The organism is Exiguobacterium sp. s39, assembly GCF_018618925.1.
In the GTDB taxonomy this organism is placed as follows: domain Bacteria; phylum Bacillota; class Bacilli; order Exiguobacteriales; family Exiguobacteriaceae; genus Exiguobacterium_A; species Exiguobacterium_A abrahamii.
Genome location: NZ_JACSNA010000001.1, coordinates 1,733,521 through 1,753,913 on the forward strand (window position 1 = coordinate 1,733,521; position 20,393 = coordinate 1,753,913).

Annotated in this window: 25 protein-coding genes and 1 riboswitch; of the genes, 6 read left to right on the plus strand and 19 right to left on the minus strand. The window is 48.0% G+C overall.

The genetic code is table 11. The features are described 5' to 3' along the window. Positions 1–11: 11 nt before the first annotated feature. From ptsG to KNQ11_RS09070, 4 genes are all read right to left on the minus strand, one after another. Entirely contained in the window at positions 12–1,535 is a 1,524-nt protein-coding gene (gene ptsG, locus KNQ11_RS09055) for a glucose-specific PTS transporter subunit IIBC (protein ID WP_029342409.1), read from the minus strand. A gap of 217 nt (positions 1,536–1,752) precedes the next feature. Continuing rightward, positions 1,753–2,610 carry a glucose PTS transporter transcription antiterminator GlcT gene (glcT, locus tag KNQ11_RS09060; RefSeq protein WP_023469132.1) on the minus strand — a complete coding sequence of 286 codons (858 nt, stop codon included), beginning with the start codon at positions 2,608–2,610 and terminating at the stop codon, positions 1,753–1,755. 101 nt (positions 2,611–2,711) lie between these two features. Continuing rightward, entirely contained in the window at positions 2,712–3,029 is a 318-nt protein-coding gene (locus KNQ11_RS09065; protein ID WP_023469133.1) for a YuiB family protein, read from the minus strand. An 81-nt stretch (positions 3,030–3,110) separates the two neighbouring features. Then, positions 3,111–4,322: an NAD(P)/FAD-dependent oxidoreductase gene (locus KNQ11_RS09070; RefSeq protein WP_029342410.1), complete on the minus strand. Its 1,212-nt coding sequence runs from the start codon at positions 4,320–4,322 to the stop codon at positions 3,111–3,113. 243 nt (positions 4,323–4,565) lie between these two features. Here KNQ11_RS09070 and KNQ11_RS09075 point away from each other — a divergent pair, with 243 nt between their 5' ends. Then, positions 4,566–5,564, plus strand: coding sequence for an NAD(P)/FAD-dependent oxidoreductase (locus tag KNQ11_RS09075; RefSeq protein WP_023469135.1), 999 nt, complete (start codon positions 4,566–4,568; stop codon positions 5,562–5,564). 260 nt (positions 5,565–5,824) lie between these two features. Here the strand turns inward: KNQ11_RS09075 and KNQ11_RS09080 are convergent, their stop codons facing one another. From KNQ11_RS09080 to KNQ11_RS09095, 4 genes are all read right to left on the minus strand, one after another. Beyond that, positions 5,825–6,316, minus strand: coding sequence for a GNAT family N-acetyltransferase (locus KNQ11_RS09080; RefSeq protein WP_214771195.1), 492 nt, complete (start codon positions 6,314–6,316; stop codon positions 5,825–5,827). Further along, complete coding sequence (locus KNQ11_RS09085) at positions 6,313–6,816, minus strand: GNAT family N-acetyltransferase (protein WP_214723849.1); 504 nt, start codon at positions 6,814–6,816, stop codon at positions 6,313–6,315. Before KNQ11_RS09085 ends, KNQ11_RS09080 begins: the two co-directional genes overlap by 4 nt. Next, entirely contained in the window at positions 6,813–7,679 is an 867-nt protein-coding gene (locus tag KNQ11_RS09090) for an NAD-dependent epimerase/dehydratase family protein (protein ID WP_058264691.1), read from the minus strand. Before KNQ11_RS09090 ends, KNQ11_RS09085 begins: the two co-directional genes overlap by 4 nt. Positions 7,680–7,798: 119 nt before the next feature. Next, the gene (locus tag KNQ11_RS09095; protein ID WP_029342414.1) at positions 7,799–8,149 is read right to left on the minus strand and encodes a HesB/IscA family protein; all 351 of its coding nucleotides are present in this window, start codon (positions 8,147–8,149) and stop codon (positions 7,799–7,801) included. Positions 8,150–8,260: 111 nt separating this feature from the next. Continuing rightward, positions 8,261–8,403, plus strand: a riboswitch (FMN riboswitch). A gap of 155 nt (positions 8,404–8,558) precedes the next feature. Between KNQ11_RS09095 and KNQ11_RS09100 the strand changes: the two genes are divergently transcribed. Then, a complete protein-coding gene (locus KNQ11_RS09100) occupies positions 8,559–9,125 on the plus strand; it encodes an ECF transporter S component (RefSeq protein WP_029342415.1) in 567 nt (188 codons plus the stop codon). Positions 9,126–9,201: 76 nt separating this feature from the next. Here the strand turns inward: KNQ11_RS09100 and KNQ11_RS09105 are convergent, their stop codons facing one another. Beyond that, complete coding sequence (locus KNQ11_RS09105; RefSeq protein ID WP_023469141.1) at positions 9,202–9,435, minus strand: YuzB family protein; 234 nt, start codon at positions 9,433–9,435, stop codon at positions 9,202–9,204. A gap of 92 nt (positions 9,436–9,527) precedes the next feature. On the opposite strand from KNQ11_RS09105, the gene KNQ11_RS09110 reads away from it, so the two are divergent. Next, positions 9,528–10,580 (plus strand): NAD(P)/FAD-dependent oxidoreductase, encoded by a 1,053-nt coding sequence (locus tag KNQ11_RS09110; RefSeq protein ID WP_055968842.1) that lies wholly within the window; start codon positions 9,528–9,530, stop codon positions 10,578–10,580. A 40-nt stretch (positions 10,581–10,620) separates the two neighbouring features. On the opposite strand, the gene KNQ11_RS09115 is transcribed toward KNQ11_RS09110, so the two are convergent. Next, positions 10,621–10,917: a DUF1462 family protein gene (locus tag KNQ11_RS09115; protein WP_149427750.1), complete on the minus strand. Its 297-nt coding sequence runs from the start codon at positions 10,915–10,917 to the stop codon at positions 10,621–10,623. A 109-nt stretch (positions 10,918–11,026) separates the two neighbouring features. Here KNQ11_RS09115 and KNQ11_RS09120 point away from each other — a divergent pair, with 109 nt between their 5' ends. Next, positions 11,027–11,254, plus strand: a complete 228-nt coding sequence (locus KNQ11_RS09120; RefSeq protein WP_012371190.1) for a NifU family protein — start codon at positions 11,027–11,029, stop codon at positions 11,252–11,254. 42 nt (positions 11,255–11,296) lie between these two features. Here the strand turns inward: KNQ11_RS09120 and KNQ11_RS09125 are convergent, their stop codons facing one another. Both KNQ11_RS09125 and KNQ11_RS09130 read right to left on the minus strand, forming a co-directional pair. Then, the gene (locus KNQ11_RS09125; protein ID WP_023469144.1) at positions 11,297–12,061 is read right to left on the minus strand and encodes a TIGR01457 family HAD-type hydrolase; all 765 of its coding nucleotides are present in this window, start codon (positions 12,059–12,061) and stop codon (positions 11,297–11,299) included. A gap of 6 nt (positions 12,062–12,067) precedes the next feature. Continuing rightward, complete coding sequence (locus KNQ11_RS09130; RefSeq protein WP_023469145.1) at positions 12,068–12,511, minus strand: DUF86 domain-containing protein; 444 nt, start codon at positions 12,509–12,511, stop codon at positions 12,068–12,070. Positions 12,512–12,662: 151 nt separating this feature from the next. Here KNQ11_RS09130 and glpX point away from each other — a divergent pair, with 151 nt between their 5' ends. Together glpX and KNQ11_RS09140 are read left to right on the plus strand one after the other, a co-directional pair. Then, positions 12,663–13,643 (plus strand): class II fructose-bisphosphatase, encoded by a 981-nt coding sequence (glpX, locus tag KNQ11_RS09135; RefSeq protein ID WP_029342420.1) that lies wholly within the window; start codon positions 12,663–12,665, stop codon positions 13,641–13,643. Positions 13,644–13,678: 35 nt separating this feature from the next. After that, positions 13,679–13,954, plus strand: a complete 276-nt coding sequence (locus KNQ11_RS09140; RefSeq protein WP_023469147.1) for a DUF3055 domain-containing protein — start codon at positions 13,679–13,681, stop codon at positions 13,952–13,954. Positions 13,955–13,987: 33 nt separating this feature from the next. On the opposite strand, the gene KNQ11_RS09145 is transcribed toward KNQ11_RS09140, so the two are convergent. The 7 genes from KNQ11_RS09145 to KNQ11_RS09175 all read right to left on the minus strand — a co-directional run bounded on the left by KNQ11_RS09145 (position 13,988) and on the right by KNQ11_RS09175 (position 20,320). Further along, entirely contained in the window at positions 13,988–14,434 is a 447-nt protein-coding gene (locus KNQ11_RS09145; RefSeq protein ID WP_029342422.1) for a general stress protein, read from the minus strand. 85 nt (positions 14,435–14,519) lie between these two features. Further along, entirely contained in the window at positions 14,520–14,897 is a 378-nt protein-coding gene (locus KNQ11_RS09150) for a YutD family protein (protein ID WP_023469149.1), read from the minus strand. A gap of 94 nt (positions 14,898–14,991) precedes the next feature. Continuing rightward, a complete protein-coding gene (gene lipA, locus KNQ11_RS09155) occupies positions 14,992–15,891 on the minus strand; it encodes a lipoyl synthase (RefSeq protein WP_023469150.1) in 900 nt (299 codons plus the stop codon). Positions 15,892–15,953: 62 nt separating this feature from the next. Beyond that, positions 15,954–17,255, minus strand: coding sequence for a bifunctional metallophosphatase/5'-nucleotidase (locus KNQ11_RS09160; protein WP_214771209.1), 1,302 nt, complete (start codon positions 17,253–17,255; stop codon positions 15,954–15,956). A 21-nt stretch (positions 17,256–17,276) separates the two neighbouring features. Further along, positions 17,277–18,119, minus strand: coding sequence for a DUF72 domain-containing protein (locus tag KNQ11_RS09165; protein WP_133207652.1), 843 nt, complete (start codon positions 18,117–18,119; stop codon positions 17,277–17,279). 167 nt (positions 18,120–18,286) lie between these two features. Then, positions 18,287–19,360: an acyltransferase gene (locus KNQ11_RS09170; protein WP_214723857.1), complete on the minus strand. Its 1,074-nt coding sequence runs from the start codon at positions 19,358–19,360 to the stop codon at positions 18,287–18,289. Positions 19,361–19,768: 408 nt separating this feature from the next. Continuing rightward, positions 19,769–20,320 (minus strand): dihydrofolate reductase family protein, encoded by a 552-nt coding sequence (locus tag KNQ11_RS09175; RefSeq protein ID WP_214723859.1) that lies wholly within the window; start codon positions 20,318–20,320, stop codon positions 19,769–19,771. Positions 20,321–20,393: the final 73 nt, after the last annotated feature.

Sequence of the window (20,393 nt, forward strand, 5' to 3'; positions counted from 1 at the left end):
TTTTAAAAACATTAGACTGTTTTTTCTTGTTTACGTGATGCGATGACGGCTTGGATTTCAGACTTGATGTTGTCTGATTTCGGTCCGTAGATCGCTTGAACGTTGTTACCAACTTCAAGGACACCAGCAGCACCTAATTTTTTCAACTCATCTTTGTTGACTTTTGATTTGTCGAGAACTTCGACACGAAGGCGTGTGATACATGCATCCAAGTGTTTGATGTTCGACTCTGAACCGAGTGCATCAAGAATACCTTCAGCGAGTTCAGAACCTTGAGCAGATGAAGTCTCTTGCGCTGCATCTTCACGACCTGGAGTTTTCAGGTTGAATTTGCGGATTGCGAAACGGAATCCGACATAGTAGATGACAGAGAGTGCAAGACCGACGACGATGACGAGCCACCACTGCGTGCGTCCTGGAAGAACACCGAAGAGAAGGAAGTCAATCAAACCACCAGAGAATGTCATACCGATCTTAACGTTCAACAATTGCATCGTCATGAACGAGAGACCTGCGAAGACTGCGTGAACTGCGAACAAGATTGGAGCAACGAACAAGAATGCGAATTCGATTGGCTCTGTGATACCTGTCAAGAATGCTGTAAGTGCTGCTGATCCAAGAAGACCACCAACGACTGCACGGCGCTCTGGACGAGCTTCGTGGTACATAGCGAGTGCTGCTGCTGGAAGACCGAACATCATGAACGGGAATTTACCAGTCATGAACGTACCAGCAGTCAATTCAACGTTATCTTTCAATTGAGCGAAGAAGATCGCTTGGTCACCACGAACGACATCACCTGCTGCATTCGTGTACGAACCGAATTCGAACCAGAATGGTGCATAGAAGATGTGGTGAAGACCGAATGGAATCAACGAACGTTCGATGAGACCGAAGACGAACGCTGCAAGTGTTGGGTTCTTCTCCATCATGAAGTGGGAGAATGTGTTTAATCCGTCCTGAGCGAACGGCCAAACGAATACAAGTACAAGACCTGCGAACAATGAAACGACAGCAGTAACGATTGGAACGAAACGTTTACCAGCAAAGAATCCGAGGAACTGCGGCAATTCGAGATTATGGTACTTCCCGTACGCCCAAGCTGCAATCAGACCGATGATGATACCACCGAATACCCCAGTTTGAAGTGTTGGGATACCGAGTACGTTTGCATACCCTTGACCGTTAGCAACCATTTCTGGTGTAACGCCGAGCCAAACGCTCATTGTTTTGTTCATGATCAAGAATCCGACGATTGCCGCAAGTCCGGCTGCGCCGTCCCCTGCAAGACCAATCGCGACACCGACCGCGAATAAGAGTGCTAAGTTACCGAAGATGATATCCCCAGCTGCTTCCATCAATTTTGCAACCTTGATGATTGCATCATTTTTCAAGAACTCGAGTTTTGACGTCAAGTTTGGATTTTGCATCGCGTTACCGAATCCGAGTAGGATACCGGCAGCTGGCAAAATCGCTACAGGAAGCATCAACGCTTTACCGACACGTTGAAGAACAGCAAAAATCTGTTTGAACATGTGTGTTTCCTCCTTTTCCTGTTAAGAGCGAAGTATGATGAATAATGCCAATGATTGAGACGAAAAAAGTCAGACATCTGACCGATTTTTTACAGAAAAAAATCAGGCACGAGCGGATTGTAGACAATAGACTTACCCCGTTGAATAACGGAAATAAAGCTTCTTGCCCGACATCCCACTCATGCCTGATCGTATCAGTAACACGTAGTCCGTGCGGTCATTTACCTGAATCGTACTGCACTAAGCGTTGCAGATGCATCGTAAGATACGTCGCCTCACCGCGCGGTACCGCTTTCTTCAACTGACGTTCCATGATGGACATCAGCTCCCAAGCAGTATCATAGCATAGCGGATATTCTTCACGCAATAGCTTTTCTACTTTTTCTGGAGCCTCTAGATACTCCCCATTGGAAACCCTTTCAATCGCTGAACGAAGATGCCGAATCAGACGCTTGTAATCAAGCGATTTTCGATCGATTTTAATCTCCAGTCGCTGTTCGATATGACTAGCAATTAAACCGACGAGTTGATGATGGCGGTTGACTTCGAGTACGTCTTTGAAGTTCGTCGCTGAATGAATATGAAGTGCGATGAATCCTGTCTCAGCTGGAGGCAGGTAAAAATTCATCTCGGCACTGATGAACTCGACGATTTCTTCTGCAAGGGCGTACTCTTCCGGATACAAGGCTTCCGTTTCAGCAAGAAACGGATTCGTGACTTCCATTCCTTGTTCCAGTCGCTTGAACGTAAACGTCAAATGATCCGTCAATCCGATATGGATATGTTCGTCGACCTTTTTTCCGAAGCGTGTCTCGATCATCGAGACGATCTCGTTCATCAACGCGATGAAATTCTCATCGAGATGACCGACGAGCGCCTTATATTGATCCTGTTCTTCTTTATCCTTCAACGTGTAGACTTTTTCCAACTTGTCGAGATCTGTCAGTTGATCGCCTGGCTTCCGACCGAAGCCAATCCCTTTCGCGAGGATAATGACTTCCTGATTCGCACCAGTCGAACAAATGACGACATTATTATTCAATACCTTGATAACGTGGTACATTTGTTTATCCATTCGCTCTCAACCCAATCTGCTCTTACACATTTATTTAAAGACATTGTTTTTATTATAACGGTTTTTCAGACACGAAAAAAGCCTACTTACTCAAGTAGACTTTAAAACATTTGGTAACCGCTCTTACGCAAGAAGCGAATCGATAGACCGGCGATGATGATTCCGGCAAGACCAGCCGCGAACATCGTGATATCCGCTGTCTGTAGACCAGCAATCCGGTCCCCAAGATTCGGAATCGCTTCACGAGCATTCGTGAAGTATTCGAGCGTCGATTGGTTGTCGATCATCATGATGATGATGACCGGATAGAGTACAAGCATCACCCATGTACTCCGCAACAACATGTTTAAGATGAATCCGATACTAAAGAACATGACGAGATAAAGCACACTCCCGATCACGGCTTGAATGATATGCATACTGTTCCCCCTTTGAATCTCTTCTAGTATAACCGACAAAAAAGGCAAATGCACGAGTGTACATTTGCCTAAAACGTGAACTTAGAACTTCCCTTTTTTGATCGCAAGACCAAGCTTTTTCAGTTCGAAGAAGTGTTTGTTGTCGATGACTTTTTTCATGAACGATGCATTACGACCGTAAATCTTCTTACCAAAGACCATGCCGATGCCGTCTTTGTGACCAAGCGAAGCGACCGTTCCTTTGTTCTCGTACGTGAACGTCGATGTTTGACGGCCCGCGATGAGTGCTGCGATGTTCTCAGCGACTTTGTGTGCTTGTTGTGTCGCGATTTGTGCAGTCGGTGGGTATGGACGGTTCGAACTTGGGTCCATGACTGCTGAACAGTCACCGATCATGAAGACATTGTCGTGTCCTGGAACACGGAGATCTTCTTCAACGACGACACGGTTACGCATCGCTTCGAAACCAGATGCTGCAACGACAGGGTTACCGCTGACGCCACCAGTCCAGATGATCGTGTTCGCTTCGATCGTCTCAGTCGTGTCGCCTTGAAGCGGACCGAATGTGACGCTTCCTGGTCCACATTCCTTGATGCCGTTACCGAGTTTGAACTCGATGCCTTGGCGCTCAAGCCATTTGTGTGCATAGTTGACGAGATCTGCATCGAATCCTGGAAGGACTGTCGGTGCTGCCTCGATGTTGACGACACGAACGAGTTCGCGTGGAATGTCATATTGTTTGCACAGTTCTGGAATACGGTTGACGAGCTCACCCATGAACTCGATTCCTGTGAATCCAGCACCACCAACAACGATCGTCAAGAGTGAACGATCTTGTGATCCTGTTGTTTTGTACTGTGCGAATGAGTAATCGATATGTTCCTTGATTTTACGGACGCTGTTCAACGAGCTGATCGTCAGCGCGTGTTCCTTCAATCCTTTGATACCGAATGTTTCAGGAACGCCACCGAGAGCAACGACGACGTAATCGTAAGGAACTGTTCCGCCATCTTGTAAGAGAACCGTTTTAGCAGCCGTGTCGACTTTCTCAACGATACCTTTGACAAGTTTGACGCGTGACGGGTTGATGACATCATTGATGTAGATGCGCGCTTGCTCCGCAGACATCGTACCTGCAGCTGGTTCATGCAACCAAGTTGTTTGGTAATGATAGTCGTGTTTGTTAATCAACGTGATGTTCGCTTGATCGACGCCGAGTTTCTTTTGAAGGTTGACTGCTGTGATCAATCCACCGTAGCCCGCTCCAAGAATAACAATGTTAGGTGTGTTCATGTTCTGATACTCCTTACGAATCGTAGTTTTGTTGTGATTTTCTTCACATTCAATTACAGACGAATGCTCAAAAATTTTGTTCAAATAATGTTCACATGTCTATAAGCCTATTGAAACACTTTTCAGGAATGATTGCAAAAGAAAAATGTAATTTCCCTTAAAAAAATGTGAGATGTTCCGTACTTGCACCTTCACCCCCTACTTCCTATATAATGGACCTATCCAACGCTAGGAGGGAATCAGATGCACCAACCATATGATGTCACGATCATCGGCGGCGGTCCAGTCGGACTGTTCACCGCGTTTTATTCAGGAATGCGCCAGATGAAGACGAAGGTCATCGAGAGTCTACCTCAATTAGGTGGTCAACTCGCTACGCTTTATCCTGAAAAATATATATACGATATTGCCGGTTTTCCGAAAGTAAAAGCACAGGAACTGGTCGATCGGTTGCTTGAACAAGCAAATGAATTCGATCCGACATACGTGCTCGGTGAGACAGTCATCGCTTACGAACGGATGGATGACGGAATCATCCGCCTCGTCACGAATAAAGGCGAGCATTATACGAAGACCGTCATCTTGACGGCAGGAAACGGCTCGTTCGCTGCGCGTCCACTCGGAGTGGCAGATGCAGAACGCTTCGAAGAAACAAACTTACACTATTTCGTCAACGACATGGAACGCTTCAAGGATCGCCAAGTCGTCTTACTGGGTGGCGGTGACTCTGCAGTTGACTGGTCATTGATGCTTGAGCCGATTGCAAAATCCGTCACGCTCGTCCACCGTCGTGATAAGTTCCGTGCCCATGAACATTCGGTCGAACTGTTACACGATTCGTCCGTCAACGTCATGACGCCGTATACACTTGAATCGGTCACAGGTGAGACGCACATCGAGACGCTGACGTTCAAACATGCTGAAAGTGGTGAAGTCGTCGTCGTCGCTGCGGACGATGTCGTCTGTAACTTCGGCTTCGTCTCGTCACTCGGACCGCTCAAAGAATGGGAAGTCGAATTCGAACGCAATTCGATTCGTGTCAATTCGAAGATGGAGACTGCGATTCCAGGCGTCTTCGCTTGTGGTGATATCGCGACTTACGAAGGACGCGTCAAACTGATCGCAACGGGCTTCGGTGAAGCACCGATCGCCGTTAACCAAGCGAAGCTTCTCGTTGATCCATCTGCTCGTCACCCGCAACACTCGACGAGTCTGTTCGAAAAAGTGACGAATCATTCTTGATCAGTCACTTGACAGTCCATCTTTACGGACCGATCTAATATTCTCGCTTTCCTCAGGCGGGAGATAAGCCGCGGTATCCCGCACTCCGTGCGGCTTTCCGGGTCTTATCTATCCCTGACGGAAGCACATAACATGCTTCCTTTTCCTGTAGGAGTCGAGAATATATGGTTTCGCCCGTATCATGAATAATAAAGAACCTTCCAGATCAGCTTCTGGAAGGTTCTTTATTTGTTCGTAGCTCTCGCAATGTATTCATCAGTCTATCTCGTTCTTAGTTGGATAGGCATCCGATAAACCCGTTGCACGAGTTCGACCCCACCTCGCTCAATCATCGATTCTTCGAAGACCTGACCACCGAATCGCTCGTAAAACTGGCACGCTGGATTATCCCGCAAGACAGAAACCTGCATCATCTCATATTCCGCTAAGTCCTCAGCGATGCGTTGAAACAAAGCTTTTCCGAGTCCTTGTCCTTGCGACGCTTGCAAGACATAAATCGCATACAACTCCCCTTCACGCGCATCACTTCGATTCGCTCCACCTTGCGCAAAACCAACGACTTCTTCTCCTGACACGGCAACATACACGCGCTGATTGACTAATGTCTGTTCCCATTGTTTCGTCCGTTTTTCGTGCGATAACTGCACTAAATAAGTGTCCGGAATAATACCTTGATACGTCTCCCGCCAGGCATCAATATGAACGCGGGCGATAGCTGACGCATCTTCAAGACGTGCTTCACGAATCCTCATAACGGGATGATGAAGCGACGTGTCTCGCGTCCATTACGAACAGTCGGCTCGATTTCTTGTCCACCGTTCGCCAAGATGACACGGCGAGATGCTAGATTATCAACGCCACACGTCAACAGCACTTGATCGAGTCCACGTTGCCGTGCTTCTTCTAGCGCTAAACGGAGTCCGGTCGTCGCATATCCTTTCTGACGCTCGGATGGTCGGATGCCGTATCCGATGTGTCCGCCGTACAACTTCAAGTTCTCCGTCAAGTCATGCCGGAAGTTCAGCGCACCGACGATTCGTTGCCCGTCGACCATCCAGTACGTCGAATGGGTGACAAGACCCGGTCTGACTGTTGTCTCCATTTCCTTCAGTTCCGCAAAATAAGCGCCCAGTGGTTCATATGTGTCTCCGACTGCTTCCGGCACGATCGTTTCGCCCGACTCTCGCCAGTCTTCTAAAAAGGCACGATACTCTGTCTCCCACGCAAGAGCTGGTTTCATCAACTGCATCATTGGTGATTGCGCACCTCCTCTTCAATCAAACGATCGAGCCAGTCATCGACATGTTGGAACAGATAGCCCGCTTGTTTCGCAGCTGTCGTATCCATATAGAAATCGCGTTCTGGCGCAAGCGGCGATTCATCCTCTCCTTTTGCAACGAGTTGACTCGTCGTTCCCGCAACGCGGTCGATCTTATCCACTAGGTCTTGAATTGATAAGACACCGTCACTTGCAGCGTTGATTGGTCCGGTCAGTTCCGAACGACCACACCACTCAAGAAAGGCAGCAGCTTCGTAACTTGAGATATACCCCATCTTCGCGTATGTGTTTTCGGCAACGATCGGACGACCGTCAAGCGCCCGCTTGATATGAAAGACGAGTCGCTCCGTATAGTCATCTGGTCCGAGGACGACCGGAAAACGGACCGCAACGACTGGGAACGTCGCCCGTTGGAAGAAATAACTCTCCGCTTGGCGTTTCCCTTCGCCATATCCATGTTCCTTCTCAAGCTCATATTTCCCGGGAAACGGATTGTAGGCACGCTCCGTGATATTCGCACCACCGTCTTCATAGACAGACATCGTCGACGTCAACACGTAACGCCCGACTTTTCCTTCAAACGCGTCGATCGCAAGCTTGGCTTGATACGGCGTGAAGCAAATGTTGTCATAAATGACATCCCAGTGCTGTTGGCTTAAGTCCTTCATCGTACTACTTGACGTCCGGTCCCCTTTAAAGAATGTCAAGCCCTTCGCGACCGGTGGCGTATGCTCGCCGCGTGTGACGATTGTCACGTCATCTCCCGAATCGGCTAAGCGAATCGCAAGCCGGCGTCCGAAGTAGCGCGTTCCCCCGAAGATCAATACTTTTCTCATCCTGAAGCCCTCCCTGTTCGTAGTAGCATTCACTCTCTTAAATATTTCGAGTCAACTGAACAGGTCTCCTGTATAAGAGCAATAAAAAAAATCGTGGACGATGTCCACGATTGGATTCATTAACAGCCACCCGGTGTCCCGGCATTCGTTGCCGTCCGGAACGATGTCCCGCAACCGCATGTTGCGATGGCATTCGGATTCGTGATTGTGAATCCGCCACCGAGCATCGACTGTTTATAATCGATTTCCAGTCCTTTGACGACCGGGTAATCTTTTTCGTCCACGATGACGGTCACGCCGTGCTGTTCGAAAACGAGATCCGTTTCTTTCTGTTGGTCGAATCCCATTCCGTACGACAGACCACTACATCCACCACCTTGGACGAGCATCCGAAGATTCCGTTCATCTGCTGGTGCCTGCGCCATCATGTCCTGGACTTGTAGCGCTGCTGCCTCCGTTAAATGGATCATGTCATCACCTTCCTTTTCTTTAGTATACGCAACTTCTGAGCGAATCGAAACCTAGTTGCTTGAAACTATCTTGAATTCGTTGTATAAATGGTATGTACAACAAAATAATCGTTCCATCTTCAGGGCAGGGTGAAATTCCCGACCGGCGGTAAACAACTCTTCTTGAGTTGAAGCCCGCGAGCGAATAGGGCGCTATTTGCTGATTCTGTGTAATTCAGGAGCCGACAGTACAGTCTGGATGGGAGAAGATGGCGGCATGAGTTTGAATTTGATCGATTTTTGCAATAATCGATTAGGTTTATTTAATGCGGACTTCTCCCCTGTTGATCTCATCAATAGGGGTTTCTTTATGGACGCAGTCATGCCAATACTTCATCGAGAGGAACGAGCAAAAGGAGACAATACTCGTATGAAACGCACACAAAAAATGGTCACTCTGTCAATGTTAGGTTCAATCTCATTTGTTCTTATGCTTATCAATTTTCCACTACCGTTCTTACCGAACTATCTGAAGATTGACTTCAGTGATGTTCCTGCTCTCGTCGCAGCGATCATGTTCTCACCGGTCGCAGGTGTCATCGTCGAAGCACTGAAGAACGTGCTATACTACATCTTCCGCGGAAGTGGTGTTCCGGTCGGAGAATTCGCGAACTTCGCTGCTGGCGTCGCATTCGTGCTTCCTGTTAGCTGGTTCTACCATAAAAAGAAATCAACACAAGGTCTCGCAACTGGTCTCGTCGCTGGTACGATCACGATGGCACTCGGTCTTGCGATTCTCAACTATATCTTGATCCTTCCAGCGTATGCATGGTTCCTCGGTATGGACTACATGGCGGATCCAGCTGTCAAATGGACAGCGATCACAGCCGGTATCTTACCGTTTAACGTCATCAAGGCGTTGTTCATCTCGGCACTCTTCATTCCGTTGTTCTTGAAACTACGACCATGGATGATGCGCCGTCAACAATCTGCCTGATCCGAAAAGCTGCGCCCGCTGACGGACACGAATCCCCTCGTTCAGACGAACGAGGGGATTTTTTGGCTGTCCGTGCTCACAGCTCATTCTCTTCGATTTTTAGGTAAATCTTTTCAAGCAACTCTTCCGGCGTCTCGCCTACGACCGTCTCACCATCAACGAGACAAAAATGATCAAGCGAACAAATGCCGCAATAGCCGAGGCAACCGTATTCGACGACGTCGACGTTCGGGTCACGTTCGAGTTGCTCCATGACGACCTGTGTACCAGCCGCTAAGTTACTGATACAAAATTCAATAATCGGATTCACTTTTTTTCCTCCTTCAAGCAGGAAACGACCTGCCTCATGTCGTATTATACAAGGTCAGACTGATTTAGGGGAACTAAGGGGGATTTTACGTTATGAAGCAATTGGTCGTACTCGGCGGAGGATATGGTGGAATGCGGATTTGTGAGCGATTCAAGGACGAGGAAGTTGCCGTCACGCTCGTCGACCGTCTACCGTACCACGCACTCAAAACGGAATATTACGCACTCGCAGCAGGTACATTATCAGATCGGGATGTCCGGATTGAATTTCCGGAGGGGAAACATCTTACTTATAAATATGGACATGTCATTAAAATTTCACCAGAGACGAATACGGTCCACCTGCAGGACGGATCTGAATTATTCTATGATGACTTGATCATCGCCCTCGGTTGCGAGGATAAATACCACAACATTCCGGGTGCTCAAGAGTTTACATACAGCATCCAGACACTTGAAGAATCTCGAAAGACACAGCAAGCGATCTGTGGTCTGTCACCGGGGTCCGTCGTCTCGATCGTCGGTGCTGGTCTATCTGGTGTCGAACTCGCCAGTGAACTGCACGAGAGCCGGAAGGATTTGACGATTCGTTTGTTCGACCGCGGTCCATCCGTCTTGTCATTCTTATCCGACAAAGTCTCATCTTACGTCCAGGAATGGTTCGAGGAGCATGACGTGGAAGTCATCAACAATTCGAACGTCACGCTCGTCACAGCGGACGACGTGCGTAACGGCGACGATACGTACCCGTCGGACTTGACGATTTGGACGGCAGGTACGCAACCGGTCAAAGTCGTTCGTGATCTCGGCTTTGCTGCAGACAGTGGTGGTCGGATCAAATTGACGGAACATCATCACGTACCAGAATACGATAACGTCTTCGTCATCGGCGATTGTGCCAGCTTGCCTTATGCGCCAAGCGGTCAACTCGCAGAACATCAGGCAGAACAAGTCGTCGACGTCTTGCAAGCGAAATGGCAAGGGAAAAAATTGCCGAAACTGCCAGAAATCAAACTGCGCGGGATGCTCGGATCGCTCGGAAAATCAGACGGTTTCGGGATCGTCATGGGCAAGCAAGCGCTGACGGGGAAAGTCCCACGTCTCTTGAAGTCCGGTGTCTTATGGAAACACAAAAAGATTAAATGAGCAAAAGAGGTGTCCCAAGCTTTGGGATACCTCTTCTTCATTACCCCGTCTGACTTAACTTCGCATCGATCGCTGCCGTGATCGTCTTCAGCTTGACGTACCCCTCGTCAATCATCTCATCATCAAGCACGATCAGTGGATAAAAATAGACATCCTCTTTCAAGGCTTCCGTCCATTGATCCGATGTTGCTGTCTCGAAATCGACATAGCGTAGCGTCATTTCTTGCTCATATTTCCGTCCGAGGACAGCTTTTAGCCAACTGAACGTCTCTTCCGAGCTGGGTGCCCCGACACAACTCGGACAAGTGACCGCTGTCCCGTAAACCGTGATTTCCATCTTGAAGTCCCCCTTTTCAATTCTCTCCTCTTTAGTATACAAGTTTTCCAGATTGAGAACATTTTTCAACCCTGTTACAATGAAACTATACGAAAGGATGTGTTTACGCATGGAAATGTTTGATCAAGTGAATGAAGTTCTTGAAAAATTGCGTCCGTTCCTTCTTCGTGATGGAGGAGACGTTGAACTCGTAGATGTAGAAGACGGAATCGTAAAACTCCGTTTGATGGGAGCTTGTGGTAGCTGCCCAAGTTCAACGATCACATTGAAGGCCGGTATCGAACGTGCCCTTCTTGAAGAAGTCGCTGGCGTCGTTGAAGTCGAACAAGTCTTCTAATACATGAAATCCCGAACGAATTCTCGTTCGGGATTTTTTGATTCATAGAATCCATTCGGCTAACGTATCGACCATGTATGTCGGTTGACGATCCTGACCTTGAATGAAGACGGGTGTGTGGACGCCAGAATTGACGTGCATCGTCCGGATGCCTCCATTGATTCCGAATAGGATATCCGTATGGTAGTTATCCCCGACCATGATGACGTCTTCTTTTGACAGACCAATCATCTCCGTCGCGATATCGACCATGACCGGTTCCGGTTTGCCGATGAAGAACGGTTCCTTCTCCGTCGTCACGCGCAGTACGGACGTCAAGGCACCGTTTCCTGGTAAGAATCCACGTTCTGTCGGAATGGCGATGTCTCCGTTCGTTGAGATGAAACGAGCACCGGCACGAATCGCGAGGGCCCCGACAGCGAGTTTTTCATATGTGATCTGACGGTCGAGACCGATGACGACGTAATCTGCCGCTTCGGTTGCGACGACGTCTAACCCTTCCCGTTCAAGCGCATCAATCAGTCCTGTCTCACCGATGGCATAGACGCGCGCTTTCGGTGATAGATCAGCGATATAACGACCAGTCGCCATCGCACTCGTCAAGACGTGTTTCGCATCGGAATGAACACCCATCCCGCGTAATTTCTCCGCCACGGCTTCTGCCGTCATCGACGCATTATTCGTCACGAACAAATACGGAATCCCTTCTGCTTGCAGACGATTGACGAAATCGACCGCTTCTTTTACCGGTTCCGTTCCGTTATACATCGTTCCATCTAAATCAAATAAATAGCCTTTTGCCTTCATCCTGACTCACTCCTCGTTTGGTAAAAATGCAGACACCGGTCCGAGTTCTGTCTCGATATACCGGCGAATCGCTTCCGGGAAACGACGTAGTTCTGCTTCCTCTGTCTCAAGTACCGCCCGAATCTCCGCCATACTCGACTGTGTGAATGACCGGACGATCAACGTACGTAACGCAACGAGCTTCTTCAGACTCGTCGCGAGCGGTCCATCGATGACCTTCTCATCTTCTAAAATGAGAATGATATCTTCATAACTTCCCGGATCCCGCATGATGAATCCATCAATCATACTGTTTCCGATGTCGATGACACTTTCAATGACTAAAAAACCGATCCGTTCCATAGCCAGTGCCGTCGTCACCGGATCCCCCGTAACTTCCTTACTTTGTCGAAGTGCCGTCTCATAACAGACGACCGTCTCTTCGATTTTTTGACGATTGACGAAATACATCTTCATTCCCCCTCACATCCTCCATTTTATCGTTATCCGGCAATCCTGAAAAGCAGAAAGGTCATTTGCATCGCATTCCCCAATGTGTTATCCTCAATTTAGATTTTTACTGAAAATAGTATGTCACATTGGTGACGTGGAGGTTATATACATGGAACGGGAACTCGCACTGGAAATCGTACGCGCTACGGAAGCAGCAGCATTAGCTTCTGCTCAATGGATTGGTCGCGGTAAGAAAAATGAAGCGGATGATGCAGCAACGACTGCGATGCGCGAAGTCTTGAACACGGTCAACATGAACGGAACGGTCGTCATCGGTGAAGGCGAACTCGACGAAGCACCGATGCTCTTCATCGGCGAACGTGTCGGAACAGCAAACGGTCCAATCGTTGACATCGCCGTCGACCCGCTCGAAGGTACGAATATCGTTGCCAAAGGTCTCGGTAATGCGATGGTCGTCATCGCCGTCGCCGATCAAGGTGCCCTGCTCCACGCACCGGATATGTATATGGATAAATTAACAGTTGGACCGAACTTAAAAGGGCACGTCTCGCTCGACGATCCACTTGAAGTCATCATTGAAAAAGCAGCTCAATACAACAATAAACGGATTGAGGATGTCACTGTCATTATGCAAGACCGCCCACGTCACGATCACTTCCGCGAAGCTGCGATGCGGATGGGCGCACGGGTTCGTCTATTTGAAGACGGCGATGTCTCAGCTGGAATCGCACCACTCTCTCCTGCGACAGGAATCGATATCTTCATCGGAACAGGTGGTGCTCCTGAAGGTGTCATCACGGCTGCTGCCGTCAAAGCAATGGGCGGCGACATGCAGGCACGTTTACATCCGATGAACGAAGAAGAAACCGCTCGTGTCATCCGGATGGGGCTTGAAGATCCGCTTCAACTCTTGACGCTTGATGACCTTATTAAAAGCGACGATTGTATCTTTGCTGCGACCGGTGTCACGACGGGCGAAATGCTCGATGGCGTTAAGTTCTTGACGGATGATATCGTTGAGACGACATCCCTCGTCATGCGTTCAAAGACACGGACGATTCGAAAAGTCATCGCCGAGCATAGCTTATCGCGTAAACCATACTTGCAAAAAGTCCCCCAAACCCTTTAATCTGAAACAGATGTTAGGGAAATGAGGGAAGCTGAATGATGGAAGAACGTGATTTTTTATATGATGATGTCGAACAAACGAAGACACGCTTCGTCAGTTGGATTGGAGAAGCCAGTCGGTTTGATCTCGCCATCACCCACTCGGAGCATTTTTACGGTAAGATTCTCGTCTTGAATCTCTTATCGAATCGCTATGCGATCATCGGTGCGGACGATTTTGATGAACCTGGCTACATCGCGACGGCGTTTGACGTCGAAGACGATGCGGCAACGGAACTCGAGATGTATCTGCGCGCTTATATCGGTCTATGAAAAAAGCCTTCGTCCGCGGACGAAGGCTTTTTCTTATAAGAGACGATCGTTTCGTTCATTTAGTGTGTTCGGTCCGCTGAAGACGTTCGTATTGTCTGACTCGTCATGGGCACGACGCTCTGAATGCTGGTCTGCTTCATCACCGACGAGTAATACGAATTGACCGCTTTCGACCGCATGATTTGCACGATCAACGTCTTCCTTCGTCAAGCCACTTCCATGAATCGCGTCGCCATGAGAAGCCGTATCATCCTTTTTGAAGATACTTTTGATTTCCTGCCAGAGATTGCGATGATCTTCCTGTGACAGACGCGTAGATGTCTGTTGGTTGTTCAAATCCGCCAATTCCTCGATTTGTTCGAGATCGTATTTGTCGTGCGCTAAAACTTTTAAATCAGTCGAGACGACACCGGCAACACGGAGATCGTGCACGGCACTGACGACTTCTGGTACGGATGAGTAAATTCCAACGATTCGCATGGATAGTTCCCCCTATAGGTACATGATACTTATAGTAATAGCCGAATTCCGTCCACTAGAAACGCTTTTCTGTATGACAGTTTGATTACTCGCTTTCCGTCTTCTCTGGTGCAGGTGCGAACTTCCGTTTCAACTTCAACGTATTGGATGAAGAACCGTCGAAGCGAGGTGGTGCTTCTTCTCCTTCTACCAATCCGATCTTCTTGACGATGAAGTAGGCACATCCGAAGTTACAGTATTCGTAGAGATAATCCGCCACATGCGAAATCTTCGTATCGAATGTCGCTTTCTCGTGTTGATCCTCATAGAAGCCACGTAGCCGTAATTGACCGTGCCCCCAGTCCCCCACGATATAATCATATTTCTCAAGGACGTCGCTAAAACGACCGATGAAGGCTTCCTCATTAAAACCTTCGCGCTTCTCTTCGACGACCTCATAACGTTCCCGATTGACTTGTATCATTATTCCCACCTCCTGCTGTTCTTATCATAGCATATTCCATTTCGCCTGGCAGACGAAAAACCGTCCGAGCAACTGCTCGGACGGTTTTTGATCATTAGTCGATCGGAAGTGCTGTTTTATTCTTTTTCGCTGCGTTGACTTGCTCATCCGCGTGATACGACGAACGAACGAGTGGACCTGCCTCACAGTGCGAGAACCCTTTGCTGAGGGCGATCTGCTTCAGTTCAGCGAACTCTTGTGGTGTATAGTATTTGATGACGTCGAGGTGTTTTTTCGTCGGTTGGAGATACTGACCGATCGTCATGATGTCGACGTTATTTGCGCGAAGATCATCCATCGTTTCAAGAATCTCTTCCCATGTCTCACCAAGACCAAGCATCAAGCTCGACTTCGTTGGAATTTCAGGTGCGAGTTCCTTCGAACGACGAAGGAATTCAAGCGTCCGGTCGTAAGTTGCTTTCGCACGAACGGTCGGCGTCAGACGGCGGACCGTCTCGATGTTGTGGTTCATGATGTCTGGTTGTGCATCGATCAGCGTTTTCAATGCCTCAAAGTTCCCGCCCATATCTGAAGGCAAGACTTCGATTGATGTCTCTGGGTTCATCCGACGCACTTCACGGACAGTTTCAGCGTAAACGCCTGCTCCGAAATCATTCAGATCGTCACGAGCAACCGCTGTGATGACCGCGTGCTTCAGGTTCATCAAACGAACGGATTCCGCGACACGTTTTGGTTCTTCGAGATCGAGTTCGTTTGGACGTCCTGTCGTCACGGCGCAAAAACGGCACGCACGTGTACAGATACTTCCAAGAATCATGAACGTCGCCGTCCGGCGTACCGCCCAACACTCGTGGATATTCGGACACTTTGCTTCCTCACAGACAGTATGTAGCTTTTTCTCGCGCATCATACTTTTTAATTCTGTGTAGGTTTCATTCGTATTCAGCTTGATTTTCAACCATTCCGGTTTACGTTGGATTTCTCCGCGTCCCATGGTTTCGCTTCCCCCTTCATCCCCAAAAAGTCAATTAATGTCTGCTTTAGTATAACAAACAATCAGGGTTTGCGAACAGGCAATTCATTATATTCCGACTTCTCCGATAAGCGTTTGAACAACAAATCCCGTAACAATTCCGGCATGAAATATTCTTTTGGCATTTCTTTGATCGCTGGGAAGAGTGGACCGAATGTGAACATATCCGGCAAGACGACCGTATAGTTTCGCGTTGGCTCAAGCGGTTGATGTTCCGCCAAACCAGCATAATGCATCCGCCCCATCAACTTACCACGGAAACCGAGACCACGAACCTTTAGTTGTTCGAACTGATCTGTTCTGACTTCGTCGAGGAAAGTTTGGACTTCCACACCGGTCATCGTCACTTTACAGGGATTGATCGGGTGCGGACAGAGTCGATGTAAATCAAAGGCAGAGACAGGACCTGGTGGAAGTGACCCAAGCAGAATGCCTGCCGGGACACAAGCGATATCCGCATCACACCAGTCGCGCATCGTCTCGACAAGCAATTGTGAGAATGGCGACTCGCTGAACCAGTCATTGGCTAGACCCGATGTCTCGCCAATCGGCTCCTTCATCTGTTGTTCCGCGAGATATTGTTCCCGGTCGAGCAATTTTGCCGTCGCTTCATCCTCGGCGTAATCGTGCAAGGAGTGAAGGACCGCTTCCTTCTCACCCGTATCCGTATTCATGTAGATCTCACCTGCATATTGTCCATGTTTTCCCGCTTGCGTGATCAAGACACCATTCTTAACGACACCGTCATCAAGGACATGATGTGTATGCGCACCGATGATCAAATCAAGTTCCGGAAAACGCATCGCCAGTTCTTCGTCTTGATAGAAACCGAGGTGACTTAAGCAAATCAAGACGTCGACTTCTTGGCGCAAACGCTCGATTTCACGCGCTGCGACGTCAAACGGTTCTTCGATCGTCCAACCAAGTAAACCGTATAGTTCAATATACGGTGCCGTCAGACCAAAGACGCCGACTTTGCCAGTCGGTAATTCGTGAATGACACCTTGTTCGGCAAACGGCGCTTCTAAATTCGAGACGAGGACCGGAAAGTCCGCTTCCATGTAGAGATTCGCTAACCAGTCATGTGGAAACGTGATGCCTTCATTGTTCCCGATCGTCACTGCGGTCGGCATCAACGCATTCAATAAATGCGTATTGATTTTTCCTTTTGTTGCTTCCGTCGCTGGATCCACACGGTCCGCATGATCGCCGAGATCAAAAACGAGCGAATCGTACGTCCGGTGTTCCTTGACGAAGGACATGTAGCGAGGCCACATATCGAAGTGTGAGTGCAAATCATTATAGTGAATGATGTGTAACTTCATGCAGAAGCCCCCCTTGATGATTTAGAACAAAGAGATTTGTCGCGGCGCGAGTTCATAGTCGAGATCGAGAATCTCGATTAATCGTTTCGCATTCGGGGCAGCATCTCCTGCTGAGTTGTTATTAAAAAAGACATAGACATCCTTTGCTTCCGCTGCAACGTCGCGGACGTGACTTGCGAGTTCTTGTAGCTCGTCTTCCGAATACCGATAGAGACAGCGGACTTTTCGCCAATCTTCGCTGCTTTGACCGGGTTTCTTTAACCAACCGGCTTTATTTCGTCCGTGGAGGCGGATGAATGCCGTCTCCTGCGTCACGACCGGTACGAATGGTACGGAACCATCTTCCGTCTGCGGTTCGTCACAAATCGTATGAATGAACTGATGTTCCTTCAAAAAACGGAGCGTCCGCTCACGATAAACATCTGAATACCACGATGGATTCCGGAACTCGATCGCGACCGGCAGTCCAGCAAGTGATTTTCGGATCGTTTGCAAATATTCCAAGTGCATTTTGCTGACATCGAACCAAGGCGGCAACTGCACGAGGATCGCCGCAATCTTTCCACTCTTTCGCATCGGTTCGATCGACGCGATATATTGTTCAAAAATTGGTCCGAGCGGATCTTTGTTGTCCCGGTCGTGCCCACTCATCGCCCGGTGAACCTTGACGATGAAGCGAAACCCATCCGGCGTCTCGGATACCCATTTCTCATAGTTTCGTTCCGGTTGAATCGCATAGAATGTCGAGTCGACTTCGACCGCTGGAAAATGACCGGCATAAGCAGCCAGTTTCTCTTTACGATCTTGCGGGGTCAAGTAGAGACTATCATGATCTCCCCAGCCCGTGACACCGATATATATCATGCTCTCTTCCCCCTCGTGTGTTCTATTCTACCTATTCATCATAGCATAGCAGAATCCGGGATTTCTTCTTCGATGCTTCCTAAGCAAACACTCTTTTTTCAGAAAAAAGACATCCCTCCCCTCCCTACTCATGCAGGAAGGAAAAGGATGCCTAGTCACCGTTCTCATCATGAAGCAGTAGACTGTGCCTCGACGATTTTCGGAGCAGGAGCTCTTCGTTTTGGAACCGGAACGATATAGTTTCCGTACGGCAATAGACTGATCACATAAGAGACAGAAATCGAAGCCGCAAGCGTGACGATCATCGCACAAATGAACATACTCGCAGAGTCGAAGTAAGCGAAGAGATCCGTCCGACCGATTCCGCGAATGACGAGCGGGTGAATTAGGTAAATGCCCATCGAATGTGTTCCGATCGTCTGGAAGATGCGCATCGCTGTCGCATCCGTCTGGACACGGCGGAAGACGTAGTTCAAGACGACAAGGACGAACGGGATGTAGACAAGATTCGAGAGATTCGTCGACGTGTACGTTCGCTCTAAATCGATGCTGACCCAGATATCAAGGATGATCAATCCACTGATCAGCAATAAGATCGTCCGATGACGTTTTAAAATCTGCTGAATCTCTTCATAATAGACGGCGTATGTAATCCCCATCATGAAATAGGCAATCCAGTTAAGTAAGAAGGAGCGGCTATTGACGAGTCGATCCAGAAACTCGATGTCCGTCGTTAAGCTTCCTGAAGTCAGCCAGAAGTAGTTGACACCCATCGACACCACTGTCGCGACAAGTAGCAATGTTCCTTTCTTAAGTCGTGCAAGTACCGGAAATACGACATAAAACTGAAGCACCGTCAAAATGAAGTACAGATGGAAGTTTGCCGTTCCATAAAGGAAGTAATCCGATAGTGGCATACCCGGCTTTAGACTATCTTCTACATGATAACGATACACGAGGTAAATCGTGCTCCAAATCAAATAAGGAATGAAAATTTTAGAGAAACGGGACTTGACGAATGTTCCAAAATCAAATCCTTTGCGCTGGACCATCGACATCAACAGAAACGCACTGATGATGGCAAAGATCGGCGTACCAATCCGGGAAAATTGATCGATGTAACCAATCGCTTCATTTTCGAATTCCCCTTTCGAATGGTAAAGACCGGCGATGACATGGACAGCGACGACCATGATTGCCGCAATTGATCGAATGACAGGAATTTCTTGATAAAATTTCATTTTTTCACACCTTAATCATGTTTATAGATTTTTTCACAAAAGTTATTATAATCTATTTTCGTCCAAATTAAATGATAATATCCAAATTTTATCGGATGTAACGAAAAAGAATCTATTTTGAAATGAGGATTCGTCTTATACACATCTGCTAAAATGTCATACTGCTTTTCTGTTCTTAATAGCTTGAAGAAAAAAGAGAGAAGTGTTTTTGTTCGCTCGAAATCGCTTCCTAGGGAAAAAACAAGCAAGAGCGACCCTGCAGCGAAGCGAAGCGACGTGATGCTTTGTCCCAGGAAAACGATTCGAGATGAACAAAAAAAGCGCGATCCTTCTCTTTAGAGAAAAATTGCACTTTGTCTTTAATCTGAAAGAATCCCTTTTGAAATAAGAGACTCTTTTTTGTGAAGACTAGATTTTTTCGTAAGATAACGCGATACATCCGGAAGCAAAGACGCGTGTTTCGACTAACCGTAGCGTCTGTGGTTGATCAAATACCGGAAACATCCGTTTTCCACTACCGAGCAGAACGGGGTAGATCACGACATGATAGCGATCGACGAGTCCAAGCTCAATTGCTTCAGAAGCAAGCGTCGCCCCACCGATCGCAATCTGTTTTCCAGGCAATGCTTTTAGTGCTTGAAGTTCCTCGGCAAGCGACTGATTCGCTAGACGCGCATTTCTTGTGACGGAATCAAGCGTCCGCGAGAAGACGACCTTCTCAAGCGATTGCCAGGTTTTCGCATACTCAACGACAATCGGCTCGTCTTCCTGATCCGCTGTCTCCCAGTATTGCATCATCTCGTACAAACGACGTCCATAGACATGAGTATCGAACGCTTTCTCGTAGTCATTGAAATACTGATGTAATTCCGCGTCCGGTGAAGCGAAATCGATCCTACCTGACGCATCTTCGATATAACCGTCGAGCGAGACTTGAAAGGAATAGACGATGTCACGCATAGTAATCCCTCCTTTTTCACTCTTTACCCGAATAACCATTTCATGAAAAAAACTCCCTCATCCGTAGATGAGA

Bases quoted from the DNA above. Each gene is read 5' to 3' on its own strand.
- KNQ11_RS09085 (WP_214723849.1), bottom strand. From the start codon at position 6,816: ATGATGCAGTTGATGAAACCAGCTCTTGCGTGGGAGACAGAGTATCGT.
- KNQ11_RS09115 (WP_149427750.1), bottom strand. From the start codon at position 10,917: ATGGAAATCACGGTTTACGGGACAGCGGTCACTTGTCCGAGTTGTGTC.
- KNQ11_RS09125 (WP_023469144.1), bottom strand. From the start codon at position 12,061: ATGAAGGCAAAAGGCTATTTATTTGATTTAGATGGAACGATGTATAAC.
- KNQ11_RS09080 (WP_214771195.1), bottom strand. From the start codon at position 6,316: ATGAGGATTCGTGAAGCACGTCTTGAAGATGCGTCAGCTATCGCCCGC.
- KNQ11_RS09090 (WP_058264691.1), bottom strand. From the start codon at position 7,679: ATGAGAAAAGTATTGATCTTCGGGGGAACGCGCTACTTCGGACGCCGG.
- KNQ11_RS09140 (WP_023469147.1), top strand. From the start codon at position 13,679: ATGATGGAAGAACGTGATTTTTTATATGATGATGTCGAACAAACGAAG.
- KNQ11_RS09145 (WP_029342422.1), bottom strand. From the start codon at position 14,434: ATGCGAATCGTTGGAATTTACTCATCCGTACCAGAAGTCGTCAGTGCC.
- KNQ11_RS09120 (WP_012371190.1), top strand. From the start codon at position 11,027: ATGGAAATGTTTGATCAAGTGAATGAAGTTCTTGAAAAATTGCGTCCG.
- KNQ11_RS09095 (WP_029342414.1), bottom strand. From the start codon at position 8,149: ATGATCCATTTAACGGAGGCAGCAGCGCTACAAGTCCAGGACATGATG.
- glpX (WP_029342420.1), top strand. From the start codon at position 12,663: ATGGAACGGGAACTCGCACTGGAAATCGTACGCGCTACGGAAGCAGCA.
- KNQ11_RS09065 (WP_023469133.1), bottom strand. From the start codon at position 3,029: ATGCATATCATTCAAGCCGTGATCGGGAGTGTGCTTTATCTCGTCATG.
- KNQ11_RS09150 (WP_023469149.1), bottom strand. From the start codon at position 14,897: ATGATACAAGTCAATCGGGAACGTTATGAGGTCGTCGAAGAGAAGCGC.
- lipA (WP_023469150.1), bottom strand. From the start codon at position 15,891: ATGGGACGCGGAGAAATCCAACGTAAACCGGAATGGTTGAAAATCAAG.
- KNQ11_RS09170 (WP_214723857.1), bottom strand. From the start codon at position 19,360: ATGAAATTTTATCAAGAAATTCCTGTCATTCGATCAATTGCGGCAATC.
- KNQ11_RS09075 (WP_023469135.1), top strand. From the start codon at position 4,566: ATGCACCAACCATATGATGTCACGATCATCGGCGGCGGTCCAGTCGGA.
- KNQ11_RS09165 (WP_133207652.1), bottom strand. From the start codon at position 18,119: ATGATATATATCGGTGTCACGGGCTGGGGAGATCATGATAGTCTCTAC.
- ptsG (WP_029342409.1), bottom strand. From the start codon at position 1,535: ATGTTCAAACAGATTTTTGCTGTTCTTCAACGTGTCGGTAAAGCGTTG.
- KNQ11_RS09110 (WP_055968842.1), top strand. From the start codon at position 9,528: ATGAAGCAATTGGTCGTACTCGGCGGAGGATATGGTGGAATGCGGATT.
- KNQ11_RS09070 (WP_029342410.1), bottom strand. From the start codon at position 4,322: ATGAACACACCTAACATTGTTATTCTTGGAGCGGGCTACGGTGGATTG.
- KNQ11_RS09175 (WP_214723859.1), bottom strand. From the start codon at position 20,320: ATGCGTGACATCGTCTATTCCTTTCAAGTCTCGCTCGACGGTTATATC.
- KNQ11_RS09130 (WP_023469145.1), bottom strand. From the start codon at position 12,511: ATGTATTTCGTCAATCGTCAAAAAATCGAAGAGACGGTCGTCTGTTAT.
- glcT (WP_023469132.1), bottom strand. From the start codon at position 2,610: ATGGATAAACAAATGTACCACGTTATCAAGGTATTGAATAATAATGTC.
- KNQ11_RS09100 (WP_029342415.1), top strand. From the start codon at position 8,559: ATGAAACGCACACAAAAAATGGTCACTCTGTCAATGTTAGGTTCAATC.
- KNQ11_RS09160 (WP_214771209.1), bottom strand. From the start codon at position 17,255: ATGAAGTTACACATCATTCACTATAATGATTTGCACTCACACTTCGAT.